This window comes from uncultured Streptococcus sp. (genome assembly GCF_938036805.1).
GTDB lineage: Bacteria > Bacillota > Bacilli > Lactobacillales > Streptococcaceae > Streptococcus.
The window spans coordinates 1-14,051 of record NZ_CALHWC010000082.1 but is presented as its reverse complement, the minus strand read 5'-3'; the positions used below and the strand labels follow the sequence as shown (position 1 = coordinate 14,051).

Here is a 14,051-nt window from a genome sequence, read left to right as displayed (position 1 = left end):
CACGCTTGCCAATGGTAGCTGACATGGAAGAAATCATGGCAGATGCTTACTATGGTTATGCAGAACGTCCAGGACGTCGTAAATAATATAGTTATCAACCACAGAGAGTGGGACAGAAATCGGTAATTCGTTAGAATTCGATTTCGTCGTCCCACCTCCGCACAGTTGAGTAGGGCTGTAAAAGCTGATGAAATCAGCGTAGTAGAGCCCACTCAACCACTGCGTCTTGCTCGACAATCCAAAGACAATTGAGAGGCTAGGACTTTTGTCCCAGACTCTTTTTTGGCGTGATTGGAGGAATTCTGATATAATAAAAACAGAAAACTTTGATAATTAGATTATTTTTTTAAAATAATAATGAGGGTTTTGGTTGATGAATGATGTTGGTAAAAGAATAGAGGAGTTACGCAAAAAGAAAGGTTTGAGCCGTCCGGCCTTTTGTGATGATGAGTCTGGTTTGTCTGTCCGCCAGTTGGCACGTATCGAAAAAGGAGAGTTTCATCCCACTCTGAAAACTCTGGAGCATATTGCAGAAAAATTGGAGATTCCAGCCTATATCCTCATGCCTGACTATCAAGAGTTGCCAGAGCGTTATAAGGAAATCAAGTATTTTCTGCTTCATCACCCTGACTATGGGGATAAGGAATTGCAAGAACAAAAAGATGCGTATTTTGATGAAATCTTTGAGGACTTTTATGACAATCTTCCAAGAGATGAGCAGATAATGATCGATTGCTTGCAGGCGATTGACCAGGTGCGGGCAGGTCAAAATTCATTATATGGTCAAGGTGTGTTGGAGAATAGTTTTGACAGTCTAGTCGACGTAGAACCGTTTCATACTAGTACATTATTGAAATCAAGACTTTATTTTCTCTGTGCATTAATGGATGGATTGAATTCAGGATTTATAAAAGAAACTACGCAAGAAGAAATTGTTCTTCTATTTAAAAAGCTATGTCATCAAATAGAAGAAACTGAATTAGAAGATTTATATTTATTGCGGGATGCTCTGTTTGCAGCACTGTGCTGTTTGGAGATTGTTGGAGAGTTCTCCTATTTCAAGATGGCAGTAGATAAGTTAAATTATATTATGAATAGAACCCGAGATTTCCAAAAGAAACCATTAATTTTAATGGTTGAGTGGAAATATTATATTCAGTGTGATTTTAATGAGGCAAATCGTAAGTATCAAGAGGCGAAAATGGTGGCTCAAATATTTGGAAACGAGGAATTGATAACAAGCCTTGATAGAGAATGGCAGAAAGATATAAAAAAATATATTCAATAATTTGTGAATAGTGGCAGAAATGTCCTGATATACTAAAGTTTTTGGCAAGATTTGATATTCTTGTCAATTTTTTTTATTTTGTTCGGATTTTACTATCTATTTATTAAAAAAATAGTGACATTTCTGTCATTGGTGATTTTTTGTTGCGCTGATATAATTATTCTTGGATGGATTTATTGAAAATAAATTTTAGAAATTATAAACTTAGAAAAATACTATATTCAATGATATTTGAATATTAAGTTGATTCATGGAAAAAATAGTAAATAAAGGAGTGAATTAATGAGAGGTTTTAAAAATAGTATCAGTAACAAGCTACAAGGTGTTTTTCTAACTATCATTTTGTTAGGCGGTTTAGCAATTGCTTTGGTGGAAAGAAGATTATTGATTTCGTTAATTCTTATCGTGGCTATTATGATTTTATCATTTACAAATATGATATGGCTTAGACAATTAGATCAAAATGTAAATTGGGAAAATAGGTCAAAATAGAAATTTAAAGGAGTAATTTTATGGAAATGACAGACAAAGCAATTGATAAGCTGACAGCAGGTAAAACACGCATGACGATTGCACATCGTTTGCATACAGTCAAGAAAGCAGATTCGATTCTTGTTTTGGATAAAACTGGACAGATTGTGGATCAAGGAACTCATCATCAGTTGCTACTTAGAAATCAACTCTATCAAGAATTTCTATCAAATGTTCAAAAAGCAGGTTAAAAGGTGTGATTCTTTATTTACCTCGCTTGCTTTGTTTTTAGTAATGTGACATTAAAAAGAGGTCAGGGAATTTCTCCGACCCCTTTTTTTGAAACTAGTTTCAAAAAGAAAAAGAATCACAGCAAAAACAGAAATTAAATTCTTAATATTGCAAAGGATTGAAAAAGGGAAGGCGCTGTGCTATTATTTATGTAAGGGTTTACAAAAACAATATTGTTGGAGGATAAGATGCGCAATCCAGATTTATTAGCAGAAGCAAAGGATTACAGAGGCAGAGATGAAGTTCCAGCGGATTTTGATACTTTTTGGGATTGTCAGATTAGCAGTTTGAGTGGCTTGCCGGACTATCAGCTGATTGAAAAAGACTTTCAAATCGCTGGGGTGACCTGCTATGAGCTAGTTTTTGAGGGAACGAATCGGGGGCGAACCTATGCCCGTATAGTTCTTCCCAGATCGAGTAAAAAAGTTCCAATTATCTTTCATTTCCATGGCTATATGGGGCGTGGCTGGGATTGGGCCGATATGCTGGCCTATACAGTGGCTGGCTATGGTGTTGTATCTATGGATGTACGCGGCCAGTCAGGCTATTCCTTGGATGGAGGGGCGCTTGTAAGGGGCAATACGGTCAAGGGTCAGATTATCCGTGGGGCAGTGGATGGACCAGAGCGTCTCTTTTATAAGGATGTCTATCTAGATATTTACAGCTTGGTTGAGATTGTGGCGAGTTTGGACTTTGTGGACGAGGAACGTTTATCCAGTTACGGTGCTTCTCAGGGCGGAGCCTTGGCTTTGGTGGCAGCGGCTCTCAATCCGCGTATTAAGCAGACCGTGGCTATCTATCCTTTCTTGTCAGACTTCCGGCGGGTGTTGGAGATTGGCAATACCAGCGAGGCCTATGATGAGCTCTTTCGTTATTTTAAGTTCCACGATCCTTTCCACGAAACGGAGGATGAGATTATTCAGACCTTGTCCTATATCGATGTGAAAAATATGGCTCACCGCATTCAAGGGAGCGTGCGGATGATAACAGGACTTGCTGACGATGTTTGTTATCCGATTACCCAGTTTGCGATTTACAACCGGCTGGAGTGTACTAAGGAGCACCATCTCATGCCAGAGTACGAGCATGAAGCCATGAATGTCTATGTCAATGATAAAGTTTTCAACTGGCTTTGCGGCTCAAAGATTGACCATCCTTCTTTGTTGGAAGCTTTTAAAGACTGGTAAAAATAGATAGTAGTAAGAAAGAAACTAAGCCTGAGATTAGCATAATCTCAGGCTTTTTATGGTAAATTATTCAAAATCTATTACAACTTTTTTGTAGAAACACTTCTAATCCTGAAAGTAGTTTCAGCTTTTAAGAAAGGAAGTCGGTTTTTAGAAACTAAAATCTAAATCTCAAAACGTATTGAAAGCGCTTTATTTTTTGTATATAATGACATTATAAAAAGAACGGAGAAAACATAGAAAAAGGAGAGATTATTTATGTCACAGATTAGCAAAGATCAATTAATTGCAAAAATCAAAGATGGCATTATCGTTTCCTGTCAAGCTCTGCCTCATGAGCCCCTCTATACAGAGGCTGGTGGAGTCATCCCTCTCTTGGTCAAGGCGGCTGAAGAAGGCGGGGCAGTTGGTATTCGAGCTAACAGCGTGCGAGACATCAAGGAGATTAAGGAAGTAACCGAGCTCCCGATTATTGGGATTATCAAACGGGACTATCCGCCACAGGAGCCTTTTATCACTGCGACTATGCGGGAAGTGGATGAGCTGGCTGCCCTTGATATCGAGGTCATCGCTCTGGACTGCACCCAGCGGGAACGCTATGATGGTTTAAAGATTGAGGACTTTATCCGACAAGTCAAGGAGAAATATCCGCAGCAACTGCTGATGGCCGACATTAGTACCTTTGAGGAAGGTGTGGCAGCTGTAGCAGCTGGTGTTGACTTTGTCGGTACGACCTTATCAGGCTACACATCCTACAGTCCTAAGGTAGACGGACCAGACTTTGAACTGGTCAAGAAGCTCTGTGATGCGGGAGTAGATGTGATTGCTGAGGGCAAGATTCACTATCCAGATCAGGCTAAGCAAATCCATGATTTAGGTGTTCGCGGTATTGTAGTAGGCGGAGCTATTACTCGACCAAAGGAAATCACCGAGCGTTTCGTTGCAGCAGTAAAATAAAGTGAGGTAAAGCAATGACGACCTTAAAGTTAAATAAGCTCTACAAAAAATATCCTAATAGTGATTTCTACTCTGTAGAAAATTTCGACTTGCAAATCAAAGACAAAGAATTTATCGTCTTTGTTGGCCCTTCTGGATGTGGGAAATCCACAACGCTTCGTATGATTGCGGGATTGGAGGACATCACTGAGGGCGAGCTCTATATCGATGAGACACTAGTCAATGATATTGCTCCCAAGGATCGTGATATTGCCATGGTTTTCCAGAACTATGCCCTCTATCCACACATGACAGTCTATGACAACATGGCGTTTGGATTGAAACTGCGCAAGTACAGCAAGGAAGATATCGACAAACGGGTGCAAGAAGCAGCTGAAATCCTTGGTTTGAAAGAGTTTCTAGACCGCAAACCAGCGGACTTGTCTGGTGGTCAACGTCAACGGGTAGCTATGGGACGGGCCATCGTCCGAGATGCCAAGGTTTTCCTGATGGATGAACCTTTGTCAAACTTGGATGCGAAACTGCGGGTGTCCATGCGTGCTGAGATTGCCAAAATCCACCGCCGTATCGGAGCAACAACCATCTACGTTACCCACGACCAAACCGAGGCAATGACCTTGGCCGACCGCATTGTTATCATGTCAGCGACGAAAAATGAAGCGGGAACGGGAACTATCGGTCGTATCGAGCAAGTCGGAACTCCGCAAGAGCTTTACAATGAACCAGCGAATAAGTTTGTTGCAGGCTTTATCGGCAGTCCAGCTATGAACTTCTTTGAAGTGATGGTATCTGGTCATCAACTGACTGATGGTGATCAACTCAATCTTACCCTGACAGGTGGTCAAGAGAAGCTTTTGACAGAAAAAGGCTACCAAGGTAAGAAAGTTATTTTGGGTATCCGACCAGAGGATATCTCAGCCGACTTGATTGTAGAGGATACTTTCCCTGGCGATGTGGTCGATGCGGAAGTTGTCGTGTCAGAGTTGCTGGGTAGTGACTCAGTGCTCTACTGTAAGGTGGGTAGCCAAGAGTTTTCAGCCAAGGTAGATGCTTCTAATTATCTGGAGCCAGGTTCGAAGCTTCGCTTCACCTTCAAACTACCTAAGAGTCATCTGTTTGATAGTGAGACTCAAAAACGAATTACTTTGTAAAACAACCTAAAATGAACTGACTGACTTTATTTTAGGATAAAAGAAAGGTCACAGAAAAGGAGTGATTGTACTTTTAAAAGTTTAGGATTTTAATCAAATATAGGTGGACGCTTGTCCAGAGAATAACACAGGAAAAACGAGGCTGGGGCGCCTAATGAAAGAGGTCTGTCCCACTCTCCAATAGGCAGGTAAAAGCTGTTTAGGTCAGCTTGGAATCTTAATTTTAAAGGAGAAAAACACATGAAAATGAAGAAATTGCTTTGTTCATTGGTAGCGGGAGCTGCAGTTCTTACGTTAGCAGCTTGTAGCGGTGGTGGTAGCTCAAATAAAGCAGCTAGCTCTGGAGATAAATCTGGTAAGACAGAGATTACTTGGTGGGCATTCCCAGTCTTCACTCAAGAAAATGCTAATGACGGTGTGGGAACTTATGAGAAATCCATCATTGAAGCATTTGAAAAAGCAAATCCAGATATTCATGTTAATTTGGAAACAATCGACTTCAAGTCAGGTCCAGAAAAAATTACGACAGCTATCGAGGCTGGAACAGCGCCAGATGTGCTCTTCGATGCACCAGGCCGGATTATTCAATACGGTAAAAACGGTAAGTTGGCAGACTTGAACGACCTCTTCACAGATGATTTCGTCAAAGATGTTAACAACGACAATATTATCCAAGCCAGCAAGGCTGGAGACAAAGCTTATATGTATCCAATTAGCTCTGCTCCATTCTACATGGCAATGAATAAGAAAATGTTGGAAGATGCTGGTGTCCTCAACCTAGTTAAAGAAGGCTGGACAACAGATGACTTTGAAAAAGTTTTGAAAGCGCTTAAAGATAAAGGTTATACACCTGGCTCTCTCTTCAGTAACGGTCAAGGTGGAGACCAAGGAACTCGTGCCTTCATCGCTAACCTCTACGGTGGATCTGTTACAGACGAAAAAGTAACTAAATATACAACTGATGATCCGAAATTTGTCAAAGGTCTTGAAAAAGCAGTGAGCTGGATCAACAATGGCCTCATGATGAACGGTTCTCAATACGATGGTGGAGCAGACATCCAAAACTTCGCTAACGGTCAAACTTCTTACACTGTACTTTGGGCACCAGCACAAAATGGTATCCAAGCTAAATTGTTGGAAGCAAGTAAAGTAGAAGTGGTTGAAGTACCATTCCCATCAGACTCAGGCAAACCAGCCCTTGAATACCTTGTAAATGGTTTTGCAGTCTTTAACAACAAAGACGACAAGAAAGTAGAAGCAGCCAAGAAATTTGTGAAATTCATCGCTGATGACAAAGAATGGGGACCTAAGGACGTTGTTCGTACAGGTGCTTTCCCAGTTCGTACATCATTTGGTAAACTCTATGATGACAAGCGTATGGAAACAATCAGTGGCTGGACTAAATACTACTCACCATACTACAACACCATTGATGGATTTGCAGAAATGAGAACACTCTGGTTCCCAATGTTGCAATCTGTATCTAATGGAGATGAAAAAGTTGAACCTGCTTTGAAGACATTTACTGAAAAAGCAAACGAAACGATTACTAAAAAATAAGCAAGTTTAAAATCCGCCCCTTTTTCTGTTGTCAGTCTCTAAAAATAGAAAAAGGGGTATTTTGTTAGAAAATCTTGAAAGAGGGGTACCTCATTGTGAAAGTCAATAAAATCAGAATGAAAGAAACCCTAATATCATATGCGTTTTTAGCTCCAATTCTTATATTCTTTACAGTATTTGTTTTGGCGCCTATGATAATGGGATTTATCACTAGTTTCTTTAATTATACAATGACCTCATTTACATTCGTTGGGTTTGATAACTACATTCGGATGTTCAATGATCCAGTTTTTGTTAAGTCACTCATTAATACAGTCATTATTGTAATCGGCTCTGTGCCGGTAGTTGTGCTCTTCTCTTTGTTTGTGGCTTCACAGACCTATGAGATGAATGCTGTTTCTCGCTCCTTTTACCGTTTTGTCTTCTTCCTACCGGTTGTTACAGGTAGTGTTGCCGTGACAGTCGTGTGGAAGTGGATCTACGATCCCCTATCTGGTATTTTGAACTTTGTTTTGAAATCTGGCCATATCATCAACCAAAACATTTCTTGGTTGGGAGACAAACAGTGGGCATTAGCTGCTATCATTGTTATTTTGCTGACAACATCTGTCGGTCAGCCAATCATTCTCTACATCGCAGCTATGGGAAATATCGATAATTCTCTAGTGGAGGCTGCGCGTGTGGATGGGGCGACAGAGATGCAAGTCTTTTGGAAAATCAAATGGCCGAGCCTTTTGCCAACGACACTTTATATCGCTATCATCACAACTATTAACTCATTCCAATGTTTCGCCTTGATTCAGCTGTTGACATCAGGTGGACCAAACTATTCAACTAGTACACTTATGTACTATCTATATGAAAAAGCCTTCAAGCTATCTGAATATGGCTATGCAAACACCATGGGAGTCTTTCTGGCGATTATGATTGCGATTATCAGTTTCGCTCAGTTCAAGATCCTCGGTAATGATGTGGAATATTAAAGAAAGGAGCAGGAATATGAAACCCCCAAAAATTAGTTCATTCAAAGTGTTCTCATCTGTGATTTTAGCACTTTTGACCGTGCTCTTTATCTTTCCATTCTACTGGATTCTGACTGGAGCCTTTAAATCTCAGCCGGATACAATTATGATTCCGCCTCAATGGTGGCCACAAAACCCGACAACAGAGAACTTCCAGCAATTAGCCGTTCAAAATCCGGCTTTGCAGTGGATGTGGAACAGTGTCTTCATTTCTCTTGCGACCATGTTCTTGGTTTGTGCGACATCATCCCTAGCTGGTTATGTTTTGGCTAAGAAACGCTTTTATGGGCAACGGATTCTCTTTGCTATCTTTATCGCGGCTATGGCCTTGCCTAAGCAGGTTGTCCTAGTACCTCTAGTGCGGATTGTCAATTTCATGGGAATCCACGATACCCTTTGGGCGGTCATTTTACCTTTAGTTGGCTGGCCTTTTGGGGTCTTCCTCATGAAGCAGTTTAGTGAAAATATCCCGACAGAGCTTCTGGAATCAGCTAAGATTGACGGTTGTGGTGAAATTCGGACCTTCTGGAGTGTAGCCTTTCCTATCGTCAAACCCGGCTTTGCTGCTCTGGCTATCTTCACCTTTATCAATACTTGGAATGACTACTTCATGCAGCTTGTAATGTTGACCTCGCGGAACAATCTGACGATTTCGTTAGGTGTTGCGACCATGCAGGCTGAGATGGCAACCAACTATGGTTTGATTATGGCCGGTGCTGCTTTGGCGGCGGTGCCAATCGTAGCAGTCTTCCTTATCTTCCAAAAATCCTTTACCCAAGGGATTACTATGGGAGCTGTCAAAGGATAAGGCGCTCAATAGAGGAAATAAAACTATGATTTTTGATGATTTAAAAAATGTGACTCGTTACAAGGGCCTTCATCCGAACCTGGATAAAGCGATTGATTATCTCTATGAGCACCGCAAAGACAGCTTTGACTTGGGACGCTATGAAGTGGATGGAGATAAGGTCTTTCTCTTGGTTCAGGAAAATACGCTCAATCAAGAGGCCAATGATCAATTTGAATATCATAAAAAATATGCAGATTTTCATCTGCTAGTAGCAGGGCATGAATATTCTGCCTATGGTAGCCAGGTGGTCGATGAGGAAGTGGCATTTGATGAAGAGGCGGATATCGGCTTTGTTCATTGTCAAAATCGTTATTCTCTCTTGTTGGGTTACCATAATTTTGCAATTTTCTTTCCAGGAGAAGCCCATCAGCCAAATGGCTATGCGGGTCTGGAAGAAAATGTCAGAAAGTATCTTTTTAAAGTTTTAATAGACTAGCCCTAGGTGAGCGAGATTTTTGAATGCGCAAGGCTAGCAGAGAAAGGAGAGACTTATGTCAGATAAGGGAACAGGACTCATCAGAGCTATATTTGATACGGATAATTTTTTCATGCAAATCTGTGAGAAAATCCTGGATTTGATGACGGTCAATCTTCTCTTTCTCTTGTCTTGCCTGCCCTTGGTGACCATTGGGATTGCCAAGATCAGCCTCTATCAAACACTTTTTGAAATCAAGGGAAACCGTCGGGTAAAAGTAATCAGAACTTACACTCGAATCTTTCGAGAAAATTGGAAGCAAGGACTCAAACTGGGCTTGCTGGAATTGGCTTTAGTCAGTATCAGTCTCTTTGACCTCCTGCTTTTTCGGACGCAGGAAGCCCTGCCTTTCCAAGTTTTAAAGGCGGTTTGTTTTGGAATTATTATTTTTACAATCCTGATATCTCTTTGTGTCTATCCCTTGGCTGGTAAGTTTCTCATGTCTTTTAGAGACCTTTTACAGACCAGCCTAGTGATTGTAAGTCTGAATTTTCCTTGGTTCTTTGTTATGATGGCGGTTATAGCCGCGATCCTTGTCATCATCTATAGTTCAGGCTTTGTGTTGCTGTTAGGATTTTCCCTCTTTGCCTTTATCGGCTTTGCAGGTCTGGCTTATTTGCAGCTTCCTATTTTGGAAAAAATCTTCGCTAAATACAGCAGTCTATAATCTAGAATTAATACATTGGAGAAAATTTGAAAATGAAAGATTTAAAGAAATATCACGGTGTCATCCCAGCTTTTTATGCTTGTTATGACGAGGAGGGTGAAATCAGCCCGGAGCGGACTCGCGCTTTGGTGGAGTATTTCATCGACAAGGGCGTGCAAGGTCTCTATGTCAACGGCTCATCAGGCGAATGTATCTACCAGAGCGTGGCCGACAGAAAAGTAATTTTGGAAGAAGTAATGAAAGTTGCTAAGGGCAAACTGACCATCATTGCTCACGTAGCCTGCAATAATACTAAAGACAGTATCGAGTTGGCAAAACATGCGGAAGCTCTAGGAGTTGATGCCATTGCGGCTATTCCGCCGATTTATTTCCGTCTGCCAGAATATTCTGTCGCTCAGTACTGGAATGATATCAGTGCGGCTGCCCCACATACTGATTTTGTGATTTATAATATTCCGCAATTGGCTGGCGCAGCCCTGACTCCGAGTCTTTATAAGGAAATGCTGAAAAATGAGCGCGTGATTGGTGTGAAGAACTCTTCAATGCCGGTGCAGGATATCCAGACCTTCGCAGCACTTGGTGGCAGTGACCATTTGGTCTTTAACGGTCCAGATGAGCAGTTCTTGGGAGGTCGTCTCATGGGAGCAGCAGCTGGAATTGGTGGTACCTATGGAGCTATGCCAGAACTCTTCCTTAAACTGAATCAACTGATTGCAGACAAGGAATTGGAAAGAGCTAAAGAGTTGCAGTTTGCCATTAACGATATTATCGGCAAGCTAACCAGTGCTCACGGCAATATGTATGCTGTTATCAAAGAAGTTCTCAAGCTCAACGAAGGACTGGCTATCGGCTCTGTCCGTGCTCCTTTGACACCAGTCGTAGAAGCAGACCGTCCGATCGTAGAAGCAGCAGCGGCCTTGATCCAAGAAACTAAGGAGCGCTTCCTCTAAAAGAAAGAAGGATGCTTATGGGAAATTATGTTACGATTGACATTGGCGGCACCAATATCAAATACGGCCTGATCGACGACCAAGAAACGCTAGTAGAAGCCCATGAAATACCTACGGAAGCCCATAAGGGTGGTCCAGAGATTATGCGTAAGGTTCAAAAGATAGTTGCAGACTATGCGCAGGCTGGTTCAATTGAGGGGATTTGTATCTCCTCAGCTGGTATGGTCGATCCAGACAAGGGAGAGATCTTTTATGCTGGTCCTCAGATTCCTAATTATGCTGGGACGCAATTTAAGAAGGTATTGGAGGAGGAGTTTTCCATTCCTTGCGAGATTGAGAACGACGTCAACTGTGCCGGTCTGGCTGAGGTCATGTCTGGCCATGGTAAGGGAGCAAAAATTGCGGTCTGTCTAACGATTGGGACAGGGATTGGTGGCTGTCTAGTAGCAGATGGGCAAGTTTTTCACGGCTTTAGCAACTCAGCCTGCGAAGTAGGCTATCTGCACCTGCCGGACGGAGCCTTTCAGGATGTGGCTTCGACCACAGCCTTGGTCCAATATGTTGCTGATCTACATGGAGAAGACGCAGAGCATTGGAATGGCCGTCGGATTTTTAAAGAAGCAACTGAGGGCAATAAACTCTGTATTGAGGGCATCGATCGCATGGTTGGCTATCTGGGGCAGGGTATTGCCAATATCTGCTATGTGGTTAATCCAGAAATCGTCATCTTGGGCGGTGGTATCATGGGACAAGAGGCCATTCTCCGACCGCGTATCCAAGCGGCTCTCAAGGATGCTCTGGTGCCCAGCATAGCTGAGAAGACCAAACTAGCCTTTGCCTATCACCAAAATACGGCGGGCATGTTTGGGGCCTACTACCACTTTAAAAATAAACATCAGTAATCCAAGTAAACCTGAGGCCCCTCAGGTTTCTTGCTTTTAGAAAACTGCTTCTGTAGACGGCTGGACGATATTTTAGAAGAAATTGACATGACAGGAAAAATTCGGTGGATAGAACTAAATTTTCAAAAATTTAACTTTGCTCACTTGTCTTTAGAAGTAGATTTAAAAGGTTGCCCAAGACTTTTAAGAAGTATCAGCCCTTTGAGGTTAAGCAATCAGTAACCCATCAAGGAGTTAAAAATAAGGCCAGGATGTTTGTCCTAGCCTTTTATTGATGTCTACGGTAGTAACCGTTAAGTTTGTGGTTTTCCCAGTAACTATTGAAGATTCTTTCCTTTCTCTCTCGGTCAATTTCTAGGAAAAAGGCATAAAGTATATCAATCATCAGCAGCATTGGGAACTGAGCTGAGATTCGTTGGATGAACTGAGGTTTACTTTGCATTGCAACTGGGATGATTTCTGAAAAGTTTTCTTTAATCAAATCAGGCTGGCCAGTGATTAATACGGTCTTGGCTCCCATGCCCTTAGCATCAATCAGGCTGTCAATAATGGATGGGGTTTGACCTGAAAGAGAAAAGCCGATTACTAGGCAGTTTTTGTCTAAAATGCTCGTTGTCCAAGCAAAGCCATCCGCATCTGTCAGGGCTTCACAAATAACCCCTAAGCGCATGAAGCGCAGTTTCATATCGCGAGCAACGAGCCCCGAGCTTCCCGTGCCAAAAAAATATACACGATCCGCTTTTTCAATCAGTTGGGCTACGCGCTCCAACCTTTTTTCGTCAATCAAGTCCTCGGTTTGTTGCCGAATTTGAATATAGTTGCGTAGCACCTGGCGGGACGAATCATTTTTCAGATTTGTATGCTCCGTTTTGCTGATTTTCAGCTGTTGGAGATATTGGAAGTTGAACTCCCGATAGCCCTTAAAGCCACATTTTTTAGCAAAACGGGTCAAGGCCGCCTGTGAGATGTGCAAGGTTTGCGCTACTTCGAGGGAGGACAGATCCCCTTCTATATCGGTCGGATTCAAAAAATAGTCGGCAATCTGCTTTTCGACATCGGTCATAGTGTCGTAACAGCTTTCGATGATGGCCAAGATATTTTGCTGGTGTCTCATGATGGGTCACTTTCTTTGGTCAAAATAATAAAAACGTATTTTCATTATAACATAGTTTAGCGAAAATAAAGCGTTTACAAAACCAATAATTGTCATATCTGGCTTTTCATTAAAGTATGAGTAGACTGTAATCTCAACATTTACAGATATTATGACCGCCTTTTTCTGAAGAGGTATTTCCTAAAGTTTGCGTCGAATGAAAGAAAAAGTGATATAATTTACACAAGTAATGTTCCAAGTTTGGATCTGAAGCAAGGGAGATAGGAGCTGATGGCAAGTGTAGCTTCTAATCATTTCAAGCATTTTTATCCAGCTTTTGGAAATCAGTAGAGCTAGATTGTGAGGTTTTTTATGCGAATCAATGAACTAGGTCAGCCTATTGGGGAGGGGTTGCCGGACTTTAAGCCAGGGGATCTGCCCAAGCTGGAGCGAGTAGAAGGTGAGTATGTTGTCATTGAGCGGTTGTCCAAGGACAAGCATGGAGTGGATTTATACGAAGTATATGGTCCGGATTCTCCTGCGGACATGTGGACCTATCTCTTTCAAAATGCTGCTCAAAGTCAGGAGGAGTGGGATGGTTTGCTGGATCGGATGCTGGCAGCTCAGGATCGTTTCCACTATGCCATTGTGGACAAGGAGAGCGGCAAGGCGCTGGGAACCTTCGCTTTAATGAGAATTGATCAAGGCAATCGTGTGATTGAAGTAGGTGCTGTGACCTATTCACCGCAGCTGAAGCGCACTAGACTGGCTACGGAAGCTCAGTACTTACTGGCACGCTATGTCTTTGAAGAGCTGGAGTATCGCCGCTATGAATGGAAATGTGACTCCCTCAATCAGCCTTCAAGACGGGCAGCAGAGAGACTTGGATTCACCTATGAAGGCAGGTTTCGTCAGGCGGTTGTCTATAAGGGGCGCAACCGAGACACTGATTGGCTCTCCATGATTGACAGCGATTGGCCTGCCGTTAAGAGTCGTTTGGAGAAATGGCTGAGCCCAGACAATTTCGATGAAAAGGGACAGCAAATAAAAGCCTTGTCTGAGTTTTGATATTTGATTGAGTTGAAATCATAGGATTTCGACTCTTTTTGCTTTTTAATTTTGATGAAAATGAAGAATTTTCTGATAAATTTTGGTATAATAAAACGAACTACAGATAAAGGATGAGA

General features: G+C 42.0%; 14 protein-coding genes and 1 pseudogene. 14 read left to right on the top strand and 1 reads right to left on the bottom strand.

Features of this window, described 5'->3' with window-relative positions; translation table 11 throughout:
* Window positions 1-373 precede the first annotated feature (373 nt).
* The 13 genes and pseudogenes from Q0191_RS03495 to Q0191_RS03435 all read left to right on the top strand — a co-directional run bounded on the left by Q0191_RS03495 (window position 374) and on the right by Q0191_RS03435 (window position 11,771).
* Complete coding sequence (locus Q0191_RS03495; RefSeq protein ID WP_297663886.1) at window positions 374-1,288, top strand: XRE family transcriptional regulator; 915 nt, start codon at window positions 374-376, stop codon at window positions 1,286-1,288.
* A 282-nt stretch (window positions 1,289-1,570) separates the two neighbouring features.
* Window positions 1,571-1,780: a hypothetical protein gene (locus Q0191_RS03490; protein WP_125373658.1), complete on the top strand. Its 210-nt coding sequence runs from the start codon at window positions 1,571-1,573 to the stop codon at window positions 1,778-1,780.
* 35 nt (window positions 1,781-1,815) lie between these two features.
* Window positions 1,816-2,010: pseudogene (locus Q0191_RS03485) on the top strand (ABC transporter ATP-binding protein); the annotation flags it as partial.
* Between the two features lie 228 nt (window positions 2,011-2,238).
* Window positions 2,239-3,237: an acetylxylan esterase gene (locus Q0191_RS03480; RefSeq protein WP_297663882.1), complete on the top strand. Its 999-nt coding sequence runs from the start codon at window positions 2,239-2,241 to the stop codon at window positions 3,235-3,237.
* A 258-nt stretch (window positions 3,238-3,495) separates the two neighbouring features.
* Complete coding sequence (locus Q0191_RS03475) at window positions 3,496-4,194, top strand: N-acetylmannosamine-6-phosphate 2-epimerase (protein ID WP_015604210.1); 699 nt, start codon at window positions 3,496-3,498, stop codon at window positions 4,192-4,194.
* A gap of 14 nt (window positions 4,195-4,208) precedes the next feature.
* Entirely contained in the window at window positions 4,209-5,345 is a 1,137-nt protein-coding gene (locus Q0191_RS03470) for an ABC transporter ATP-binding protein (RefSeq protein WP_015604211.1), read from the top strand.
* Between the two features lie 240 nt (window positions 5,346-5,585).
* Window positions 5,586-6,905, top strand: a complete 1,320-nt coding sequence (locus tag Q0191_RS03465; protein ID WP_148889099.1) for an ABC transporter substrate-binding protein — start codon at window positions 5,586-5,588, stop codon at window positions 6,903-6,905.
* A 95-nt stretch (window positions 6,906-7,000) separates the two neighbouring features.
* A complete protein-coding gene (locus tag Q0191_RS03460) occupies window positions 7,001-7,888 on the top strand; it encodes a carbohydrate ABC transporter permease (protein ID WP_045498290.1) in 888 nt (295 codons plus the stop codon).
* Window positions 7,889-7,904: 16 nt separating this feature from the next.
* Window positions 7,905-8,735 (top strand): carbohydrate ABC transporter permease, encoded by an 831-nt coding sequence (locus Q0191_RS03455; RefSeq protein WP_148889098.1) that lies wholly within the window; start codon window positions 7,905-7,907, stop codon window positions 8,733-8,735.
* Between the two features lie 25 nt (window positions 8,736-8,760).
* A complete protein-coding gene (locus tag Q0191_RS03450; RefSeq protein ID WP_148889097.1) occupies window positions 8,761-9,213 on the top strand; it encodes a YhcH/YjgK/YiaL family protein in 453 nt (150 codons plus the stop codon).
* Window positions 9,214-9,268: 55 nt separating this feature from the next.
* On the top strand, window positions 9,269-9,919 hold the full coding sequence (locus Q0191_RS03445) for a DUF624 domain-containing protein (protein WP_268731248.1): 651 nt from the start codon (window positions 9,269-9,271) through the stop codon (window positions 9,917-9,919).
* A gap of 32 nt (window positions 9,920-9,951) precedes the next feature.
* Window positions 9,952-10,869 carry a dihydrodipicolinate synthase family protein gene (locus Q0191_RS03440; RefSeq protein ID WP_148889095.1) on the top strand — a complete coding sequence of 306 codons (918 nt, stop codon included), beginning with the start codon at window positions 9,952-9,954 and terminating at the stop codon, window positions 10,867-10,869.
* Window positions 10,870-10,886: 17 nt separating this feature from the next.
* A complete protein-coding gene (locus tag Q0191_RS03435; RefSeq protein ID WP_125373666.1) occupies window positions 10,887-11,771 on the top strand; it encodes an ROK family protein in 885 nt (294 codons plus the stop codon).
* A gap of 268 nt (window positions 11,772-12,039) precedes the next feature.
* On the opposite strand, the gene Q0191_RS03430 is transcribed toward Q0191_RS03435, so the two are convergent.
* Entirely contained in the window at window positions 12,040-12,885 is an 846-nt protein-coding gene (locus Q0191_RS03430) for a MurR/RpiR family transcriptional regulator (protein WP_125373667.1), read from the bottom strand.
* A 351-nt stretch (window positions 12,886-13,236) separates the two neighbouring features.
* Between Q0191_RS03430 and Q0191_RS03425 the strand changes: the two genes are divergently transcribed.
* Complete coding sequence (locus tag Q0191_RS03425; RefSeq protein WP_148889094.1) at window positions 13,237-13,932, top strand: GNAT family N-acetyltransferase; 696 nt, start codon at window positions 13,237-13,239, stop codon at window positions 13,930-13,932.
* Window positions 13,933-14,051 lie beyond the last annotated feature (119 nt).